Source organism: Poseidonibacter parvus (assembly GCF_001956695.1).
Classification (GTDB): Bacteria; Campylobacterota; Campylobacteria; order Campylobacterales; family Arcobacteraceae; genus Poseidonibacter; species Poseidonibacter parvus.
Genome location: NZ_CP019070.1, coordinates 1,657,825 through 1,678,479 on the forward strand (window position 1 = coordinate 1,657,825; position 20,655 = coordinate 1,678,479).

General features: G+C 27.5%; 21 protein-coding genes. 5 read left to right on the plus strand and 16 right to left on the minus strand.

The genetic code is table 11. The features are described 5' to 3' along the window. Positions 1-36: 36 nt before the first annotated feature. Both LPB137_RS08280 and LPB137_RS08285 read left to right on the plus strand, forming a co-directional pair. On the plus strand, positions 37-1,656 hold the full coding sequence (locus tag LPB137_RS08280; protein ID WP_076086940.1) for a sensor histidine kinase: 1,620 nt from the start codon (positions 37-39) through the stop codon (positions 1,654-1,656). Continuing rightward, positions 1,646-2,284 (plus strand): hypothetical protein, encoded by a 639-nt coding sequence (locus LPB137_RS08285; protein WP_228144651.1) that lies wholly within the window; start codon positions 1,646-1,648, stop codon positions 2,282-2,284. The genes LPB137_RS08280 and LPB137_RS08285 overlap by 11 nt, the downstream gene beginning before the upstream one ends. Here LPB137_RS08285 and dauA read toward each other — a convergent pair. Then, complete coding sequence (gene dauA, locus LPB137_RS08290) at positions 2,262-3,878, minus strand: C4-dicarboxylic acid transporter DauA (protein WP_076086943.1); 1,617 nt, start codon at positions 3,876-3,878, stop codon at positions 2,262-2,264. The two genes, LPB137_RS08285 and dauA, sit on opposite strands and share 23 nt — an antisense overlap. 1 nt (position 3,879) lies before the next feature. Then, on the minus strand, positions 3,880-4,452 hold the full coding sequence (locus LPB137_RS08295; RefSeq protein WP_076086946.1) for a hypothetical protein: 573 nt from the start codon (positions 4,450-4,452) through the stop codon (positions 3,880-3,882). 118 nt (positions 4,453-4,570) lie between these two features. On the opposite strand from LPB137_RS08295, the gene LPB137_RS08300 reads away from it, so the two are divergent. Further along, positions 4,571-5,152: a TetR/AcrR family transcriptional regulator gene (locus LPB137_RS08300; protein ID WP_076086949.1), complete on the plus strand. Its 582-nt coding sequence runs from the start codon at positions 4,571-4,573 to the stop codon at positions 5,150-5,152. 45 nt (positions 5,153-5,197) lie between these two features. Here LPB137_RS08300 and LPB137_RS08305 read toward each other — a convergent pair whose 3' ends face one another. The 6 genes from LPB137_RS08305 to LPB137_RS08330 form a co-directional block, all read right to left on the minus strand. Continuing rightward, a complete protein-coding gene (locus LPB137_RS08305; protein WP_076086952.1) occupies positions 5,198-6,904 on the minus strand; it encodes an AAA family ATPase in 1,707 nt (568 codons plus the stop codon). Between the two features lie 43 nt (positions 6,905-6,947). Next, positions 6,948-8,021 carry a DUF2326 domain-containing protein gene (locus LPB137_RS08310; RefSeq protein WP_076086955.1) on the minus strand — a complete coding sequence of 358 codons (1,074 nt, stop codon included), beginning with the start codon at positions 8,019-8,021 and terminating at the stop codon, positions 6,948-6,950. A gap of 44 nt (positions 8,022-8,065) precedes the next feature. Further along, entirely contained in the window at positions 8,066-8,341 is a 276-nt protein-coding gene (locus tag LPB137_RS08315; protein ID WP_076086958.1) for a helix-turn-helix domain-containing protein, read from the minus strand. Then, positions 8,334-8,678 carry a type II toxin-antitoxin system RelE/ParE family toxin gene (locus tag LPB137_RS08320; RefSeq protein WP_076086961.1) on the minus strand — a complete coding sequence of 115 codons (345 nt, stop codon included), beginning with the start codon at positions 8,676-8,678 and terminating at the stop codon, positions 8,334-8,336. Before LPB137_RS08320 ends, LPB137_RS08315 begins: the two co-directional genes overlap by 8 nt. Positions 8,679-8,808: 130 nt before the next feature. After that, entirely contained in the window at positions 8,809-9,105 is a 297-nt protein-coding gene (locus LPB137_RS08325) for a putative quinol monooxygenase (protein WP_076086964.1), read from the minus strand. 42 nt (positions 9,106-9,147) lie between these two features. Then, positions 9,148-10,302: an alpha/beta hydrolase gene (locus LPB137_RS08330; RefSeq protein ID WP_076086967.1), complete on the minus strand. Its 1,155-nt coding sequence runs from the start codon at positions 10,300-10,302 to the stop codon at positions 9,148-9,150. A gap of 241 nt (positions 10,303-10,543) precedes the next feature. Here LPB137_RS08330 and LPB137_RS08335 point away from each other — a divergent pair, with 241 nt between their 5' ends. Both LPB137_RS08335 and LPB137_RS08340 read left to right on the plus strand, forming a co-directional pair. Next, positions 10,544-11,011 (plus strand): HAD family hydrolase, encoded by a 468-nt coding sequence (locus tag LPB137_RS08335; RefSeq protein ID WP_076086970.1) that lies wholly within the window; start codon positions 10,544-10,546, stop codon positions 11,009-11,011. 35 nt (positions 11,012-11,046) lie between these two features. Beyond that, the gene (locus tag LPB137_RS08340) at positions 11,047-11,688 is read left to right on the plus strand and encodes a hypothetical protein (RefSeq protein WP_076089291.1); all 642 of its coding nucleotides are present in this window, start codon (positions 11,047-11,049) and stop codon (positions 11,686-11,688) included. Between the two features lie 57 nt (positions 11,689-11,745). Here the strand turns inward: LPB137_RS08340 and LPB137_RS08345 are convergent, their stop codons facing one another. The 8 genes from LPB137_RS08345 to LPB137_RS08380 all read right to left on the minus strand — a co-directional run bounded on the left by LPB137_RS08345 (position 11,746) and on the right by LPB137_RS08380 (position 20,618). Then, positions 11,746-12,438 (minus strand): hypothetical protein, encoded by a 693-nt coding sequence (locus LPB137_RS08345; RefSeq protein ID WP_083657196.1) that lies wholly within the window; start codon positions 12,436-12,438, stop codon positions 11,746-11,748. 144 nt (positions 12,439-12,582) lie between these two features. Continuing rightward, the gene (locus LPB137_RS08350; RefSeq protein WP_076086972.1) at positions 12,583-13,212 is read right to left on the minus strand and encodes a hypothetical protein; all 630 of its coding nucleotides are present in this window, start codon (positions 13,210-13,212) and stop codon (positions 12,583-12,585) included. 283 nt (positions 13,213-13,495) lie between these two features. Then, a complete protein-coding gene (locus tag LPB137_RS08355) occupies positions 13,496-13,825 on the minus strand; it encodes a hypothetical protein (protein ID WP_076086974.1) in 330 nt (109 codons plus the stop codon). A 12-nt stretch (positions 13,826-13,837) separates the two neighbouring features. Beyond that, entirely contained in the window at positions 13,838-15,055 is a 1,218-nt protein-coding gene (locus LPB137_RS08360) for a hypothetical protein (RefSeq protein WP_156981734.1), read from the minus strand. Then, positions 15,048-16,076, minus strand: coding sequence for a hypothetical protein (locus LPB137_RS08365; protein ID WP_156981735.1), 1,029 nt, complete (start codon positions 16,074-16,076; stop codon positions 15,048-15,050). The genes LPB137_RS08360 and LPB137_RS08365 overlap by 8 nt, the downstream gene beginning before the upstream one ends. A gap of 262 nt (positions 16,077-16,338) precedes the next feature. Next, the gene (locus LPB137_RS08370; protein ID WP_076086980.1) at positions 16,339-18,708 is read right to left on the minus strand and encodes an AAA family ATPase; all 2,370 of its coding nucleotides are present in this window, start codon (positions 18,706-18,708) and stop codon (positions 16,339-16,341) included. Next, complete coding sequence (locus LPB137_RS08375) at positions 18,695-19,843, minus strand: metallophosphoesterase family protein (protein WP_076086982.1); 1,149 nt, start codon at positions 19,841-19,843, stop codon at positions 18,695-18,697. Before LPB137_RS08375 ends, LPB137_RS08370 begins: the two co-directional genes overlap by 14 nt. Beyond that, on the minus strand, positions 19,824-20,618 hold the full coding sequence (locus LPB137_RS08380) for an ion transporter (RefSeq protein WP_083657198.1): 795 nt from the start codon (positions 20,616-20,618) through the stop codon (positions 19,824-19,826). The genes LPB137_RS08375 and LPB137_RS08380 overlap by 20 nt, the downstream gene beginning before the upstream one ends. Between the last annotated feature and the right edge of the window lie 37 nt (positions 20,619-20,655).

The following is a 20,655-nucleotide window of genomic DNA, read 5'->3' on the forward strand; positions in this document are numbered from 1 at the left end:
ATTTAAAAATTATTAAATTAATTAAAGGGTATAAGTATGTTTATGAAACATCTGTCTTTGACATATAAATGTCATAGTTCAATTGGAAATAGTTTAAATTTAAACGAAATGCTAAAAGAAGTATTAGAAACTTTTGTTGATGATACAAATGCATCTAGTGGCTATTTTTATCTAGTTGATAATGACAATAAACTACATAGATACCTATCATATAAAGAAGATATTAATTTTCATGAAGAAGACTACTACAAAAAAGATATCAAAATCTTTACTGTTGTTGATTCTGTAGATAACAAAAGTAGAGTATTAATCATTCCTTTAGAAAAAGGTTTTCTTTTTATTGTTTATAATAAAAGAGAAGAAGTTGATTTAGACATTATTGGATCTATGTTTCAAGATATGGTTGTAAAATTAAATATTAGTATCGATTCATGTTTAAATGTACAAAAAATGAAAAATAAAAATGATATGCTAAAACAATTAACTTCTGAATTAAAACAACAACAACAAGAGTTAATAGAAGCAGATAAGTATAAAAGTAATTTTTTAGCAAATATGAGTCATGAATTAAAAACTCCATTAAACTCCATTATAGTTATTTCTTCAATTATGAAAAAAAATAAAAATGATAAACTAGATGAAAGTCAAGTTAAAAATATGAACGTTATCAATTCTTGTGGTAATGATTTATTATATTTAATAAATGATGTTTTAGATATATCAAAAATCGAAGCTGGTGAAATTTCATTAAATCTAGCAAAAACTAACCTAAACTTGCTAATAGATGAATTGGTAAATGAAATGGAACCAATAGCAAATCAAAAAAAACTTACATTAAAATTTAGTTGTTTATTAGATAATGTAAATTTATTAAGTGATTCACATAGAATAAAACAAATTTTAAAGAATCTATTAAGTAATGCAATTAAATTTACTGACAGTGGTATTATAGATGTAGTTTTGGAAAAAAATGCAAATGATATTACTATAAAAGTTATTGATAGAGGTATAGGAATTGCAGAAGAAAAACTCAAGCATATCTTTGATAGGTTTAAGCAAGCTGATGGAAGTACAACTAGAAAGTATGGTGGTACAGGATTAGGTCTTGCTATTTCTAAAGAATTGTCTTTTTTATTAGGTGGAGATATCAAAGCCTTTAGTAAATTAGGTGAAGGAAGTACTTTTGAGTTAATATTACCTAAAAAGACAGATATCAAAAACATCTCAGATGATAATGTTTCTATTTCTTCAAAAAGTGATGAAGTTCAAATAGAAGATATTGTTTTATTTGATATGGAAGATGTGGATATATCTGATGAATCATATATTAAAGAATACAAAGTAATTTTACTAAATTGTGATAATATAACAATGTTACCCGTAGTAGTGGGTTTAAGAAAAAATGATGTAATTTTAAAAAGATTAGATTCATTAAATGATACTTTTGAAATACTAGAAAAAGAAGAGTTCGACCTAATAGTGATTGATAAAGAAAATACATTAACGCAAATTGATAAATTTATAAATTATTGTCAAGAAAAAAATACACAAACAATTGTATTATCAAAAGAAGATACAAATGTTACTAATTTCTTTGATAAAAAAGATATAAAAGCTAAACTAGTTGATGAAATATTAGAAAAAATTGGTAAATAAAATTTTAGAAAAATTAAAAAAACTTGAATCAGAATTTTTATATGAATATCCAAGTGGATTTCGTGATGAAGAATTTTTCCCCAAAATACAGAAGTTTAATCCTCAAAAACTAGAAGATTTTGCAAAAGAACAACTTAAAAAAGAAAACTTCCAAAACCCAAGCTTATTTGTAGAAGGTTTTTTCAAATCAGTTCAAAAATCTGTTATGGTTTCACTATTTGATAAACTAAAATTAAAAGATGCCATTACAAGTTTGAATTCTTATGAAAAAGATATGCTTAGTATTGAAATATTTGAGCTTTTATATGGAAATAAAAAAGATGGTTTTGAAGGACTTGTAGAGTTCTTAGCCCAATATAATCTAGCAAAATGGACAATTATTTCTGTAACTCCATATTGTATAAATAGACATAAGTCTTACTTTATAAAACCAACTACAACAAAAATGGTAATCAAATATTTTGAACTTCAAGATTTGGAATATAAACCAAGACCTAGTTTTGAGTTTTATGAAAAATATACTAAAGCTTTAGATGAAATGAAAGCAAACCTTGATGATTCACTTACATTTGATAATGTTGCATTTACAAGTTTTTTAAAGATTGCTATTGAAGCTGATTTGAATTAATAGCATCTGAAATATTATCAAAAAACTCCACACTTCCTTTTTTTTCAATAAAACCTATTTTTGACAATTTTTTAAACATTCTTTTCTCAAGTCCTGATAATATCAACAAAGTATTATTTTCTTTAAAAGAATCAACAATTGATTTTAAAGCAACCATTGCTGTCATATCAATCATTGATACATTTTCCATATTCAATATAATTACATCGTATTTATCTTCTGTTCTTACTATTGTTTCTAAGGCATGTTGTGCTGCTCCAAAAAACATTGGACCATTAATGTCATAAATACAAATATTATCAGGAATATTTAAATTGTTTTTGTGTTTTTCGCTTACAAAGTCAATTGAATATAAGTCAATAGTTCTTTTTATAAATAAAATTGATGCTAGCATCATACCAACACCAATGGCAATTTGCATATCTAATAATATAGTTAAAGTAAAACAAGTTAATAATATATAAACATCATGCTTTGGAGCATTCTTTAAGATATTAATAAAATGCTTATACTCTGACATATTCCATGCAACAATAAGTAATAATCCAGATAATGAAGCCATAGGAAGATAAGATAAAATTGGAGCAAAAGAGATAACTGCTATAAAAATAAATATTGAATTAAAAACAGAAGACATAACACTTGTTGCACCTGATTTAATATTTACTACTGTTCTTGCAATTGCAGCAGTTGCAGGAATACCTCCAAAAAATGGTAATACCATATTTGTAATACCTTGCCCTATTAATTCTTTATTAGGGTTTGTTCTTTTTTTTGTCATTCCATCTGATATTACTGCACATAATAAAGATTCTAAAGCTCCTAAAACAGCAATTGCTATAGAATGGGGAACTAAATCATATATCAATTCTTTTGTAATTGTAAGATTTTCCCATGGGATAATAAATGTCAAAGGATTAGAAGGAATTCCTTCTACTTTTAAACCATTTAATTCATAAGAAAAGTTTGAATTAATAGTTAAAATTTCATATGCGTCACTATAACTATTATAGATATAAGTTAAAAAGGTAACTACAATTAAAGAAATAAGAGAAGCTGGCATTTTATAGTTTTGTTTTTTCCAAAAAACAATAATTAAAATAGTTGATAAACCTATTGTAAATTCTTCAATTCTAAAACTATTTAAAGAAGTTAAAAGAGCATAAATTTTTTCAAGATACTCACCATGAAAGTTTTCAATTTTTAAACCAAAAAAATCCTTGATTTGTAAGCTTGCAATTACAACTGCAATTCCAGATGTAAAACCAACAGTAATTGGATATGGTACTAATTCAATAAGTTTTCCTAATTTAAATGTACCCATTAAAATTTGTACAATTCCAGATAAAAAACCACAAATCAACAAACCTTGTAGTCCATATTCTTGTACAATTGGTATTAAAATAACAACAAATGCAGCAGTTGGTCCACTAATATTAACTTTACTACTTCCAAATAATGCAGTTAATATTCCAGCAATTATAGCTGTATATATACCGTTTTCAGGTGGAGTACCAATTGCAATTGATAAGGCCATTGATAGAGGTAAAGAAATGATTCCAACTACTATTCCTGAAAATAAATTTGATTTCATTTTATCTCTTTTTTCTAGATTTTATTACACTTGGCTGATATTCTTTATTCTTTAATCTTTTAATTACTTTTGTTGAAATCATATACATTTGGCTTACTTTTTCTCTATACTTTTTGTTTTCTTCTAAATTAACTTTTTCAAATTTAGATAGTAATTCTATGTAGTTGATATCTAATAAGTAAGGAAAGTATTGTGTATGTTTTTCTTCTAATACCCATTCAGATAATAAAGATAAAATAAATTGGTCAGGAATCCACAAATCTCCACTTTGCATATTATTTTCTATTTCTAAAACTATGCTATTGTAATATTGTACAAGCTCTTCGTAATATGGATTAAATACATTGGATTTATAGATATTATTTCTAAAATCTTTTTCATTCATTATTTCAGATTTTTTCAATCTAATTAATAATTGTGTTAAATTATCAAGAATTATTTGACTATCTTTTCCAGTCAATAAATTTGAAGCATACTCTTTTTTTTTAATTAATAAAAAAAGTTGTTCTATTGTTGAACGAATATATACTAACAAAGCTATTGTTTTTGTTTTATGTAAGAATAATCTATTCATAATTTATCCTTAAGATTGAATTAAGTTCATTTTATAAAATTAATTATAAAAAGTTGATTAAAGTATATTCTTAAAATAGATTATGCTAAGATGTCAAACAATATTAAGGCTTAAAAATATGAATAAAATCAATCAAAAAGTAAATGAAATCAAAAAAGAGTTGTATATAAAAGAATCAATACCCTATTTTGATATTACAGGTTATAAAAATGCTAAAATCAATGAAATTGCAAAAGTTCTTGATACATCAGTTGGTACAATTTATAATATTTTTAATTCAAAAGAAGAGCTATATTTAGAATATTTAATTTTTAAATTAAAAGAATTTCAAGAAAACTTAGAAAAAGAAAAAACAGATGACCCTTTTTCCAATCTATGTATTTACTTAAAATATAAATATGAAGTTTTTATTCAAATAGATAAAAACAAATCAAAACCTATTGTAGATGATCCCTATTTTTTTCATAAATTAGATATTGTTAATCATCCTATTGTAAATGATATCTATGTTTTTCTAGAAGAACAATTTAAATTATTAGTTGAAGAACCACATATCTCGTATAAACATTTAGCAATATTATTTAAGAAGTTTTCCGATGGCTTTATTGAAAGCTATATTTTAGAACCCTTTGAAACAAAAGATATAATTGACCATACACTTGCTATGTTCCTAAATGGTTTGCTAAGAAAAAATAATTAGTTTGAATAATTTGGTATTGTGTTCCCATTATTATTAATAATAAAGCTAGATAATAACCATTTTTATATCATCATATGATATTTCTTCATTTAGTTTTAGAAAAATTGGTTTTAGTTTTATTTTCCCATCTTCACTAAAATCTTCTTCTTTATTCTCATTTTCTATTTCAGAAATTACTTTTTTGATTTTATTTATAGTGCTTAAATTTGGCATATATTTTGATATATCAAAGTTTGGTTCTTCTTCTTTAATAGTTGATAAATGCTTCATAATAGTAGAAACAGAAAAACCTGCGCTTTTTGCTAAAATAGAAAGAGTAGATGAAGACTCTATTAGATTTTTTGTTTTTATATGATTTGCTACTTTTTCTTCTATAACTGGTTCTTTATCTAACTCTTCTCTTTCTTTACTAATTGCTTTTTGGTCAATAAGACCTCCTAATCTTTCAATATATGAAAGATTGATAAGTTCTAATTGTTTTTCATCTTGAGCTTCAATTTTGTCATATGCTTTTTTTGAAGCTTGTTTGATTCTAGGGTCAATACTCAAAATCACAGGATCAACACTTAGAGCCTTTTCATTAAAGCCCATTAGTTTTAAACCTTCAATATTTTTGATTCTTGAAAGTGCAACATATCCTTGCCCTACTTCAAAAGTCTTTGATAAATCAATTTGAGCAGCATCCAAGGTCATACCTTGAGATTTGTGAATAGTAATAGCCCATGCAAGTTTTAAAGGTATCTGAGAGATTTTTGCTGACACTTTTCCTTTGTCATTTTCAATAGACCAGTCTTCGTATTCTACTTTTATTACGTAACCATTTGATAGTTTTACAATTGGAAGTTTTTTATCATCTTTTGAAAAATCAATTACAACACCTGTAGTACCATTTATATAGTATTTTTCTGGATTGTTTTTAATAAACATAACGACTGCATCTTTTTTCAGCGTTAATTCTTCTTGAACAAGTGCAGATTTAAATAGCTTTTCAATATTTGATTTTGCACCTTCACTTTCATAATTAAAAGCAAAAGAAGGAGATTCTAGTCTTGATAATTCATCGTTGTTGATTCTATCTACATCCATATTATGAGTATAAAGTTTTGTAGGAGTGAACTCAATATTTAAATCTTTTTGATGTCTATCATTTAAAATATCATAAGTTTTTTGCGATATTTGTCCTGATCTTATCTCATCTAATACAAAAATAAGTTGATTATCATCTTGTCTAAATTTCTTTTCTAAATAACAAGTTTGTAAATCAAGAGCTTTCCAAGATGGGCTTTGCCATGCAAATCTTTTTGAATCATTTGATTGTGATATTGGAGGAAGCTGGAAAAAATCTCCTGAAAGTATTACTTGAACTCCTCCAAATGCTTCATCATTTTGCTTGAAAGCTTGAAGAATCATATCAATTGCAGTAAAAACATTTGGGCTTACCATAGATATCTCATCGATGATTAAAACTTTTAGCTTTTTAAATCTAGTTTGCAAATACTTTTTTTCTAGTAAATTTGAAATAAAATATTCATCAATACTATCTCTTATTCCTAGAGAGAAAAAAGAGTGAATAGTTTGACCATTTAGATGCGAAGCAGCAATACCAGTAGGAGCTACAACAGTAGGAATAATCTTTCTTGATTTTAAATATAAAATATATTCATTTAAAATATATGTTTTACCCGTACCAGCTGATCCTGTTAAAAAAACATTTTGACCAGATTTTAGTATTTTTAGTGCTGTTTCTTGCATTTGTTACCTATTTAGAATTTTGTTAGCATAATAGCGTATTGAATTAAAAATCACCTATTAATTTATCACCATCACTGAAATAATCAGTCAAATACTCATCATTTATTTCTCTTAACATTTCATCACTTTTAATATCATCTTCGTTTGATGTGATAATAGTCTGAATACCGATTTTATTTAAAAGATGAATGGCAGAGTAAATACCTTTTTCGTAAACATTATTTTCACCATCAAAAGGACTGTCAAATGCTACAAATTTGATAAGTTTCTTTTGTCCATAAACTTCAGCTAATGCACATGCGAAAATAAAACATAAAAGTTTATTTTTTGTAACTTCATTTATTTTTTCATCATTTTCAACATTTAGCTTAAACTCTATGTCATTTGAAGTATTAAAATCAATTGAAAAAGTTGTCTCTTTACCTAATACTATGTTTCCATACTTAGAAATAATATTTTTAAATCTATCTATAAAATAGCTGTTGATTAATTTTTTGTTTTCTTCTATGACTTTTTCTAAATCAAATTTTGCATTTTCTAACGCAGTTACTTCAGTATCTTCTTTTTTGATTAGTTCATCTAATTCATACTTTTTTCTAATTTTACGCCCATCAATACCTAAAAGACTTGATACAATTGTTTTATATTCTATTTCATTTAAAGATGTATGTTTGTTTAAAATAAAGGCATTATTTTGATTTGCTTCATCTCTTAAAAAGTATGTTATGTAAGTTCTAAATTTATTTATAGAATAATTAACTTTGTTTTCAAAAAAAGACTTAGCTATACCAAGACTTCCTTTTTTATTAAAAGACTTTTCATCTAAAAGCATTGACTTTTGTTTTGTGATTTTTAACTCAATATTTTTACCACTCTTAATAGGTCTTTTAATCGTCATATATCTATTTGAAGCAATTTGTAGTTCTATATAAAAAATATAATCTTTAAAGTGTTCATTTCCTAAAAAGTGTTTATCACCTAAAAGACAAAAGTCTATTAGTTTAAAAAGACTAGTTTTTCCTACACCATTAGAATCTGAAAGTATAAAGTTTATACCTTTATCAAATTCTATAGTTTTAAAATTATCATTGTTTGCATATATTTTTGATATTTTCATTTAGATTCCTTGTTTTCTTGCTAATTTCAATAAATAGTTAAATTTTAAACTATTTGTATCTTTAGCTCTTTTCCTAATATATTCGCAAAGTTTTGTAAAGTAGATAATCTTATATCCTGAGCATGGTTTTCTATTCTAGATATTGCTGATTTTTTTGTTTGAAGTTTTAAAGCCACTTCTTCTTGTGTCATCCCAGTATCAACTCTTGCTTGTTTTAGCATTTCACCTATTTTAAATTCTTCATAACCCTTATCAAAGTTTTTCTCAAATTCACTGTCTTGCTTTTTTCTTTTAATAATATATTTTTGTAAATCACTCATTTGATAAATACTCCTCTTTTCTATTTTGTGCTAAGTCAATCTCTTTTTTAGGTGTCTTTTGGTCTTTTTTTCTAGAAGCATTTGTTAGTACAATAAACTTTCCCTTATGCTCAAAACCTAATAACCTAAAACTATTACTTGTATGTTGAATTCTTATTTCAACTATATCATTTGTATTTACAAGTTTTTTGTAGAACTTTGTAGATACAGTATGAGATTCTTCAATTAACTGTAAAACCCAAGTTACTTTTTGTACTTCTTTTAAAGATAACGAATCTAAAAAACTTTCAATAGGACTTTTACCTAATTTGGTTTTATAAAATAGAATCTCTTTCATAAAAGGTTAACATATAAGTTAACTTTTGTCAATATATTAAGCATTAACTCATCCTTATAATATTTTTATTTATTATATTATGAATTTTAAAAGTAAGTGGTTTTCATTGCAAATTGTAATATATAGCTTATCAATTAATATTTTTTAATTTAATCACAGTTACTGGTTTAGCTCTAAAAGTAGAACTTAATTTATCTGCCTCAATCATATGTGGTGTATTATCATGTAATTCTAGGTCTTTTTTAGAAGCCCACTTTTCTATAAGTACAAATTCATCTTCATTATCTTCTACTTCTTTAAGTTCATACTGTAAACAGCCCTTTTCACTCAATACAATAGGTAATAATTTATTATAAGCATCTATTTGTTTTTGTCTTTGACCTTTTTTTGTTTCTATCAAAATTAGAAGTGATATTTCTTGATTCATTTTATTTCCTTTTTTTGTATAATATATACTGTATTCTAAACATCATTTATTAGAGTTTATTACTTCTGTCATATTTGCTATTGTCTTATTAAAATATGGATTCCAAGTAAGTCTTGCAAAATACTTGCCCTCTTCTAGTAAGCCCCAAGCTGAATACCAAAGCTCGTCTTCTTGGCTATTATAAATCTTATCTTGTCCATTTCTAAACATTTTAAATTGACTGTTTTTTCCATAAAAGAAATTGTCTTTTTTAAATAACACACTTAAGTGAGAAAAGTTACCAATGTTTTCAGAAGGAATATAAGAAGGTAGATAAGTAATTCTATTATCACTAAAATTCTTGTCTTCTCCATACCAAATAAGTTGACTTTTTGGGTTTTTAAACTTATTTGTAAAAAATGATACTATATCTTCTGATGCAATAACACTATCATCTTGACTAATTGTTATAAATACTGGTTTTGAAAAACTCTTAGAATCAAAAGCTTCCTCAACTTTTTGTAAAGACTTGTAGTATAAATTTGAAGCATTCATTGATAAAGATTCATATCGTAAAATATTTTGACTATAGTCATTTTGGAATAACCACGTTTTGAAAAAAGAACCAATTCCTGAAAAAGGTAATAATGTACTTTGATTTGATGCAAAACCAGGTGAAAAAAGCAATAAACCTGAAATACCCTCTTCATTTTCAAAAGCATAAGAAGTCACAAGATTAGCTCCTGTTGAAAAGCCACCAAGCCATAATTCATCTACTTCTTTCTCTAAAAGCTCTATATGATGTTTTACTAAATTTTCCCATTGCTCAAACTCTACGTTTATTAAATCAGCAGGTTTACTTCCATGTCCTGTTAATAAAACAGTTCTTACTAAAAAGCCTTGTGAAACTAACTCTTGTGCTAAATCTTGAAAATAACCAGGAGAATCACCAAGTCCATGAACGAGTAAGATTCCCTTTGATGCTTTTTGATTGATAGGCTTTTTCTCAAACGGTGAGTTTAAAAAAAGTTCTAATTCAGGACTTTTTGTCAAAAATACACGATTGTTTTCTAACCAACTTTTGTTTTCATTTACATATTTTGAGAAATCTGCTTGATTAAAAGTTGGAAGTGTTTTAGACGAAATGTACAAAGGGTTTTCATTATTTGCGAAACAAAAATTGAAAGTTAGTATTAAAAATAAAAAAAGTTTAGTCAATGTTTTTAGCCTTTTTTATATAAATTTTTTGATTAATAGAATATTTTTTAGCATTAATAGTTACGATATTTTAACTCTTTTAGACTTAAAAATTCCGTCTTACTTGTTTCTTTTTTAAGCATTTTCGAATAAATATAAAACTCATATTCATTTTGAATATTTGATAGGATAACTAATACCAAATATGTATACTTTTTTCGCTATTATTCTTATAATAATTAGTTAGTTAAAGGATAAAAAAGTGAAAGTAAATATTCCAGGAAGAGAAGAGCTAGAAATTCAAAACATTGTATTTGATTATAATGGTACGATTGCAATTGACGGTAAACTAATTGAGGGTATTAAAAAAAGTATAAATGATTTCTCAAACTCTTTTAACTTTTATGTAATTACTGCTGATACTTATGGAAGTGTAGAAAAAGAACTTGAAGATACAAAATGTGAAGTTATAAAGATACCAAAATCATCTCAAGATATTAGTAAGTTAGAATTTATCAAAAGTTTAGGTTCTTCTACGACTTTAAGTGTTGGAAATGGACGAAATGATAAGTTAATGTTAAAAGAGTCTATTTTGGGTATTGCTATCTTACAAGATGAGGGTTTATGTACTGAGACTTTATTGAATTCTGATATTTTAGTAAAATCAATTTTTGATGTATTTTCTTTTTTGAAAGATGAAAATAGATTAATAGCTACATTAAGGAATTAATCTAAGTCGATATTAATTTTTTGTGGGGAGAGCTTATGAAGTTTATTTTTTCATTTATGATATGTTTGACCTTATTGTTTGGTTCTGAGATAAAACTCACAAAACAACAAGCAGACTTTATAGCAAAAAAAGTATGGCAAAATGAGGGTGCAGGATTAGATAAGTATCTTATCCACTGGAATAAAGGTGAAGACTTTGCTTCTGTTGGCATTGGTCACTTTATCTGGTTTCCTAAAGGACATACTGAACTTTTTAGCTTTCTTAAAAATACTATGCCATATCAAGCAGAGTTTATGGCACAACGTTTAAGCAAAGCATTACCTCAAATGCTAAACTCTATTACAAGTGATAAAAGACAAATACTCATTACAAAAAGATTTAATGAAGTGATGCATCATAAAAATGGTTCTATCAATGAAAAAGGACTCTATGTTCTTTTAGATTACATCAATTTTAAAGGTGAAGGTACATTAAAAAGTGAACGTTACAACAATCAAGGTTGGGGTTTACTTCAAGTACTTGAACATATAAACCCAAATGAACCAAACAAGCTAAAAGCCTTTGCCCAGTCTGCTTCTACAATGCTCTCAAGACGCATCAAAAATTCACCCCCTGCACGAGGAGAAGAAAGATGGAGAAAAGGTTGGAATATTAGATTAGAAACTTATTGGAAGTAAGGTATTGAGTTGAGAAATATTTGAGCGGAAGGTCAAATATTTTTCTTCAATGATTTGTTAGAAAACTTTCCATTCTTCTATTTCACCTTGTTCAATTTTCTCTAAACTTTGTCCAAATTCTTCATTGAATTTTTTAGCGTAATCTAAATCAACAATGGGAATCCAAAATGTTTTGGTGTAACTTTTATTGTATATATCATATACTTTAACGTTTATTTTAACCTTTCCATTTTTTACTTTAGGAACAAAACCACCGTAACTTTCTGATTGTTCAAAGTAAACAATTCCACTAGCACTTTGTCCATTTTTTAAATATGTTATATTGTTTTGTGGCAACAAAATATTTTTTTGAATTAAAAAAGGATAATGACGAAGATTATCACCCACTGTATGACCAAAGTCTTTTAATGAAATAGTTGTATTTAACCAAAACCATAAGAAGCTATATTTAAAGGTATGATTGTGATATCCCACTTGAATTTTTTCTATTTGAGAAGATGCTGAACCAATATTCTTTATTGTCAAATAAATCACAATTGCTGTTCTCTTGGTATCATATGACTCATATTTTCTTCCAGTAATGAATGTACAACAAAATGTAGGTCCAGGAATTAAATTAAAAATAAAATTTGGACGATGTCGAAGATGTTTAAAAATTCCACTTATCCAACCAAAAAACAATGTAACTAAAAAAAGGAGTAATGTTAAAAATCCTGAATTTTCATTAGTCCACTTAATTATATCACTCAAATAAATTTCCTTTCGTATTCTAACAGTCGAACTGAAGAACATGTGAACTAACCACATAATACTTCAGTCTTTAAACTTTAGCTATTCAAAACTTAGAAGCCCAATATTTCCGCAGTTTCCACTTGTTCTTCTTCCTGTATTTTGTTATGTATCTAAACAAAAAGTACAAAATTTACTACCAAAAGGAGAGATAGAAATGATTTCTTGCAATGAATTATCTTCACCTCCACCAATAGAGAAAGAGCCTTGCATAGCAGTTAAAAAACCTCTTGATTTTAATCTACCGATTGCACCAACAATAGCATATTGTTCAATATTAGGTTTGTTTATATTTCCAACTTGAATTTGTTGCGATTGATTTTTAATAAAAGCTAATATTTCACATTCTAATAATGACATATCATGAAGAGTTTCTAAAAAATATTTTCTTTCATCAAAGTCTGATAAAATTGGTTCTTTAAGTGTATTTTTAAAATAGTTCTTAAAAAATTGTCTTTTTTCTTCTGTAGGTTCTATTTCTACTTTTTCATGGAGTGATTCCATAATTGCTTCAAAAGCAATAGGATTTTGTTCTTCTATTGAACCAAGAGAATCTTTCATAGATTTAATTTCTTGAGCCAATTCTTGATAAAAAGATTCAAGTCTTTTGAATCTTTTTTCTTCTTTTGAACCAAAATATAATGATGCCATTGAACCACCTACATAGGGAATCAAATTCATTCCTGCTTCTAATATTAAATCACGCTTTTCTTTATTTGTTAATTCTTTAGACATAATTTCCTCTATACATAACTATTTATCCAAAGAACATTATATCCCAATAAATATTTATATACATTATTAAATGACATAAAAAGTGTTCCTTTAATAATATTTTTTATTACAAAATGTAATGTATTTAAAAAAATACTAACTTTTATGCTGTTATCCTTAAATAAAAGGACAAAGTGTTCCGTTATTTGTCATATATCTTGGTATTAGGACATTATGTCCCTTAATAAAAAGGTTTTTATTATTGAAGTTAAAAAAAAGTTATTAGATGTGGTTCGAGATAAAACTAATCAGCAAAATTCTTTTGAATATATTCTAATGCATCAATAATCGTTCCATCAAATTCAGATAATAATTCTTCCCCTGCTCCATCATCAATAAAAGCTTCAAATTTACATAACTCATTAAATCTACTATCTTCTTTACATACATCTATATTTTCTTGCTCAATACTTGCATCGAATAAATAGACAATTTTTCTATCAAGTGTCTGTCTAGATATTGAAAAAATCTCAACTTCAAATTCTGGATATAAGGCATAATCAGATAAAGTTTTTAACTTTATCTCCCAATCATAATCTTTATAAATTTTAATAACAAACTTTCTTTCTAGCATTAATTCATTTCCTTATTTAATGTTCATTTTCTTTTGTAAGATTTTAATCTCATCTTTATTTGAAAGTCTAATATTGATAGAAAAATCAATATCTGGGTCTTGAAGTCCATCAAGTGGTGGAATTAGAAAACTTTCCATCGTTACCTTTCCACCACACTGTACATCTGCAGGTGAACCTGGATAACCATAAAGGTTTTTAAATATTTCCATCTCTTTACTATTTTTACTCTCTTTCCTGAAAAGTGTTGCCATATCATTGACTTTACCCAAAATTTGTTTTGCTATTTCAGGTATTTTGTCCTTGTATTGTTTATTATTACTGTAGTTACCATATTTTCTCAAACTACCCCATGTAAAAGATAACTCTTTGTCTGATGATGGCAGATTTACATAGATTTTGGAATCATCCTCGAACCACCAACCTTCATCTTCAGATTTTAATATATCTTGTCCACCCATATTTTTTATGAGTTTATCTTCTTTTTCTATCTCATACTGACAACTATCCATATTAAGCTCGTATTTTTCTCTGTGTATTTTACGTGTCGATTTTGCATCTACATGATACTGCACGATCTTTGCATTATCTTCATCTATATAGACATAATAAGTATCTTCATCTTCCTGATGACTTTTTAAATCTTTATTTATGCCACGGTAGTTTTCAATAACTTTTGCTGTTGTGCTTGTTTTTTGAGAAGTTGTGACTGTATAATAGGGTTCTTTACACATCTGTTTTGCTAATGATTTAGTGGCTTGATTTACTAAGTTAAAATAACTATTTTCAGGTCCTGAAACATTTGCCTGAGCTACTACATTACCCTGACGGTCTTCAATCCTCAGATTTATTGTCACTCTACCTTGCTTAAAAGTTGCGTTTCCTTTCGCCAAATGGGTTGCTTTAGTTAAATTAGGTGTTATTCGACTATCAGGATCAAAATAATCGCTTGATGTTGTTTCAATTTCCTCATCAATCTCTTCCCTCATACTTGGGTCTTCTGTTATAACTACAGTATACGAACAACGAAAAATATTCAAATCAGTAGCGACCATGCCTGACAAGCCTCTCCCTTCCCATGAAGCATATTTTCCGTTCATAGTAACAGTAAAATCAGCAGGATTGTAACCAATTGCTACTTGTTCACTTGAGGAAGCTTCCAGAACATTTACACTGCATATAAGTAACAATCCTAATATCAATTTTTGTATGTATGCAAATATATTATTCATCATAAACTCCTTTATCATATTTTTCAAAGAGACCCTTTAGCATCTCTTCAGCAGTTTTTGTATCTTTTGAATTTTCTTCACTTTGTGAAGCACCTCCATCAAATAAACCTCCAAGAGATTTCAATGCATCATCAGCCGTAACTTTTGATTTTTCAACAGGAACAAACTTACTCAAATCAAATACAGCTTTTGAAAACTCTACTAAATCTACTTTATCATTTCTTGTTGTTGTCATGGTTAGCATGGCATTTTCAAGTCTAATATCCATAGCATCATGTTTAGATTTTTTTAGATACGCAGCCTGATAACGCTTTCCTTGAATCTTTCCTTTTTTGTAGTTCTGTATCTCCATATCATTGATTCTATATTTTGCAACCATTCCTTTTTCATCTTCAATATTAATTGAAAGATTGATATGAATATAGTAATCAGCTTTTTGATAAATAGCATTTTCAATTTTCGTCTTCATCATATTCATACAAGTAGCACTAGAAAGCTGTTTCCAACCATTTGCTTCAGGTTTTAACATTTCTAAGAGTTGTTGGGCTTCTCCATGAGATCCAACTAATGGACAAAGAGATGGTTTCTTTACAGAAACTTCTGTTTTTTTGTCTACATTCATAGAAGCAGGTAAAGCATATACTGAGTCAGAAATTCCCGTATCATCAAACTTCAACAATTCCATACCCTCAAAAGCTATAGTTACATACCCTTTCTCAATGCTCATAATTGAAGAAAGACCATCATCTTCATCTGCACTTCCTTCACTAAATTTCGTCATAACATTCATATACTTATGTACTGCATCTACTACTTTGTCATCGTCTGTAACAACCAAATCTAACTGTTCTTTTTTACCCTCTTCCTCATACTCAACCGTCCAAACCTGACCTTTGATGCCTGCAACAGTTTTACTTTCACCTTTTTTAACTATTTTAAAATCAGGTACTTGAGACTCTTCTTCCTCAACTTCTCCTGGCATACCACCATATTTAGCAGACATCTGTTTCATCTGTTCCATCATGACATCCATATCCATATATTTGCTCTTACTACCTTGTTTCATCACCATATAACGTTTATCACCAAGCAATAACTGAGACGCTTGTTCCCCTTCACCACCTGTTGTAATCATCACATGTTGTGCATCCTTATACTGGACAAGCTGATTCATGTTCTCATCCATTTTATACTCTAAGGTAAAGTCTGCGTATAACATCGAAGTTAGTAACACTGTCGCTAATATTATTTTTGCTTTCATTGTTTCTCCTCTAGGTATTATTTTATAATTCAACAACAAACTCAAACATCTCTTTTATCTCCATTTCATGAGAAATCAAAAATATCTGTCGATACTGTTCTTTTATAGTATGGAAGGCTTCTAGTATTTCTAAACGTCTTGCTTCATCTTGACTTCCAAAAACTTCATCAAAAGCTAAGAACCCTACAGAACTTGTACCACTTAGTTCGCCTAGTGTTTTTGATATGGCGATTCTAAGAACCAAGTTTGCAAGGTCTACTTCACCACCACTGAATCTCTCGATTGGGTATTTTTTCCCTTCATCATAAATAAAGAAGTCAAAATCATTTGATACTTCTATGTGTTGGTATTTTCCTTTTGTGATTATTGCATACATTTCTGAAGCTATTGTAGATATTCTTGGGGCTATTTTTGAGTTTAGTTTTGTTTTAAACTCTCCTAGGCTTACTTTGATTTTTTCGTAGTCAGTCAAATCATCTTTTTTTGTTTGTACTTTGCTTAGTTGTTTTGTATTATCATCTAAGCTTTGTTGGATTGTTTGGATTTGTCCGTTTATTGTGGCTATTTGTACTTTTAGATTATTTAAAATGTTTGATTGTTCTTCTTTTTGTTTTTTAACCTCATCAAAGTTTTTCTCTTTCTCTTTGTGTTTTACCTCATCATAGTTGATTTGTTTATACTCTAGCTCTAAGGCTTCATATTTTTTACTTAAGTCATCTATTGTTGTAGTCACACTATTTAGTTCGTCTTGAACTTTATCTAAACGTAAAAGCATAGTTTCTAATCCTAGAACATACTCGTACTTTGATTTTAACTCTTTTTGTTTTTCTAGTGCGTTAGTATGAGCTGTTTCATCATAGATAAAAGTACTTATCTTTTCTAGTTCACTTTTGTTTTTAAGTCCATGAGCTTTTACTTTTTCAAAGTGTTCTTCTTCTTTTACTAGGTCACGTTTTTTACTCTCTATTAGATTTACACTCTTTGAGGTAGTAAAGTACTCATGATTTGTACTCTCATAACTTTTTTGTACTTCTTCTTTTTGTTTCTTTAAAGCTTCAAGTTCTTCTTTATGTTTTTGTATCTTTTCGTTTTTCGTTTGTTTTACTATATCTTCTAGACTTTCAAGTACATTATCATACTCATCTAGTAGTGGTCTTGTACATGTAGGACAGTTTGATTCACGTCCTAGGTCTTTTATCTTTTTTATTTTTGTATTTACATCTGCTATTAGTTTATCTTCACCTGCTATAGTTTTTTCTATACTCTTTTCTTCTTGTATTTTTAGCTCTAGCTTTTGTTTATACTCTACTATATACTTTTCTAGTTCTTTTTCTTTTTCTATTAGTGTTTTATGCTCTTTAGTTTGCTCTTTTAACTCAACAATAGATTCTTTTGATTTAGTATATTGTTCTCTTAAACTTATCTGCTCAGTTATTAAACCTTCTTTTCTTATATGGTGTTCTTTTAACTTCTCTTGTTCTTTTATACTATCATGTACTTTTACATACTCTTGTTTAATGCTTTCTAAGCCTTTTAGTTCATTTTGTTTTAGCTTTAGAGTATTTACATCATCACTTAGTTTTGCTTGATTTCTTATATGTGAGTTTATACTAGTTTTTAATATCTCACATTGTGAAGCGTGATTTAGTTTTTGCTCTTTTGTTTTTAAGAAAATTGCTAGTTCTTTTTGTATCTCTACTTCTAATAGTTTAGATTGATTTATTTCTTTTGTTTTTATATCTACTTGATTTTGTAATTGTGTTGTTTGTTCTTTATACTCTACTATATGCGATTTCTTAACTTCTACATCTTCACTTGAAAGTAAAACCTCATCAAAAGCCTTTATTTCTCGATTTAGTTGTCTACTTTTTTCTATTAGCTCTTTTTCTACAAAATCTATCTTTTCAAGTCCTAGAAGTTTTCTAATCATCTTCTTTCTATCTTCTGGCTTTTGATTACTTAAAGAGGTTAACTCTTTTTGTGAAGCAAACAGTGTATGTAAAAATGCATCCTTACTCATACGTGTTAGTTTTACAATTGAAATTGTTACTTCTTTTGCTCCTGTAGTTATAAGTTCATTGTTTTTATAAAACTTTGCATTTGCACTTAAAGCCTTTCCTCTAAACTCTCTACTTACTTTATACTCAACACTGTCAAACTCAAACTCTAGTTCTACAATTACAGCTTCTTTAGTACTAGCATTTGCATTTCGTATTACTTCTTTATAGCCTTTGTTTTTAAGCTCACCATATAGTGCAAATAGTATTGCTTCAAATATAGTAGACTTTCCACTACCATTTTTTCCTATGATTCCTACAAGGCCCTCTTTAAACTCTATTGAGTAAGAAGTATATCTTTTGAAATTTTCTAGAGTTAGTTTAGTTAGTATCATTAGTACTTTCCTCATATAAAGAAAACAACTCTTGCACTTTGTTTTTTAATCTATCATATTCTTCTTTTTTACTATCATCTTGTATATGCTCTAAGAAATACTCTTCTAAACTTAAAGCTTCTATATCTTCTACTTTAGAATCACTAGAGCTGTTTTTAAACTCTCTTTTTATATTTACACTCATGGCATCTGGAAATAGTTCTTTTATACTAGAGTTTTGTATGTCTATTGATTGAAGTGAGCTTAGGTTTGTTAGTTTCACATCTACAATAGCATTTAGAGTATCACTAGAGTCAATATTTTGTATTGACTGCTCATAATCACTACAATCAATTTCTTTTACTCTTATAGGTCTTATATTAATTTGTTTATACTCTACATGTAAGGTATTTAATAAATCATCTTCAATATCAAGAACTACAAAACCTTTTTCATTTCTTTTATCGTTTAAACTAGTTCGCTCTAAGCTACCACTATAAAAAACATTTTCGTACTTTTCTTTTGTACCTTTTATACTTACTGCTCCAAAACCATGCCAGTGACCAAGTGCAACATAATCCATCTTTTCAAAGATATATTCTTTATCGCTTGGATATACCCACTCTCCATACTCATTCATAAGATACCAAGCACCAACAGTACAATGCATCATCATAATATTTTTTTTACGAGTATCGATACTACTTTCACATAGTTCTATTTGATCTAGTGCAATACTGTCATCATTCATATGTGGTAGTGTATGAAACACTACATCATCAAACTCTATTTTTTTATATTCTTGAGAGTATGAAGCATATACATTTTTAAAGTTTTCAAATATCTTCAAAATTGGTGAGCTTAGATTTGTACGTGGAGTTGAGTGATTACCTGCTATTAGTATAAAAGGTATATCTAAGTTATCTATTATTTTAAACTGTTCAAGTGCAAAAGTAATAGCTCTATTACTTGGAGAACTTCTATGAAATAAATCACCTGTGTGAATTATGAAATCAGGTTTAATTTTTATGATTTGATTTACTACTTGAGTAAAGGCATCATAAAAGTCTGCTTCTCTTTGGTTTATATTATTTTCATCTAAAATATCAAGATCGTTATATCCTAAGTGGGTATCACTAAAATGAAGAATTTTCAAGTTTTTCCTTTTCCAGCTTTTCTCTTTCTATTTTTTCTCTTTTTCTTTGCTTTTTATCATTTATCTTTTCTAAAAGTGCTGAGGTAAAAATACTTCCAGGAATTGCATAAAAAGCAATACCTAAAAAGCTTACAAAAGTTGTAAGTATTCTTCCCATAAGTGTAATAGGATACATATCTCCATATCCAACTGTTGTAAAAGTAATAACTGTCCACCACATAGTCGTACCCATACTTATGAAAACTTCAGGCTGTGCATCTTTTTCAAAATAATAAACTAAAGGTGTAATAGTAATAAGTAATACGATAAGAGTAATAGCTATAAAAATAAATTCTTCTTTTTTTTCTTTTACTATTGATACAACTAAACCATCGAACTCAGCAAATTTTGTCAATCTAAATAGTTTAAAGATACGAAGAATACGTAAAGCTCTTAAGAAACCAAAGTCAAGATTAAATAAAGATAGATAAAAAGGAAGAATTGCTATTAAATCAATTAGCATCATAGGTCTAGTCATATATTTAAATCTATTTATTCTTGCATTAAAACCAAGAGCATAAACTCTTGCAAGATATTCAAGAGTAAAAAGCATTACATTTGTAAAGTTTATTATTGAAAAAATATCATAATACTCTAATAAGGATTTTTCAGTTTGTAAAAACATGACAATAATACTTATAAAAATATTTGTAAATATCAAAATTTGAATTAACATTCCATACTTATGCCTACGGGGATATTCAAATATCGTGTGTAGTTGTTTTTTTAGATTCATATATTCTCTTTTATTGTAATTATTAATTATATAATAA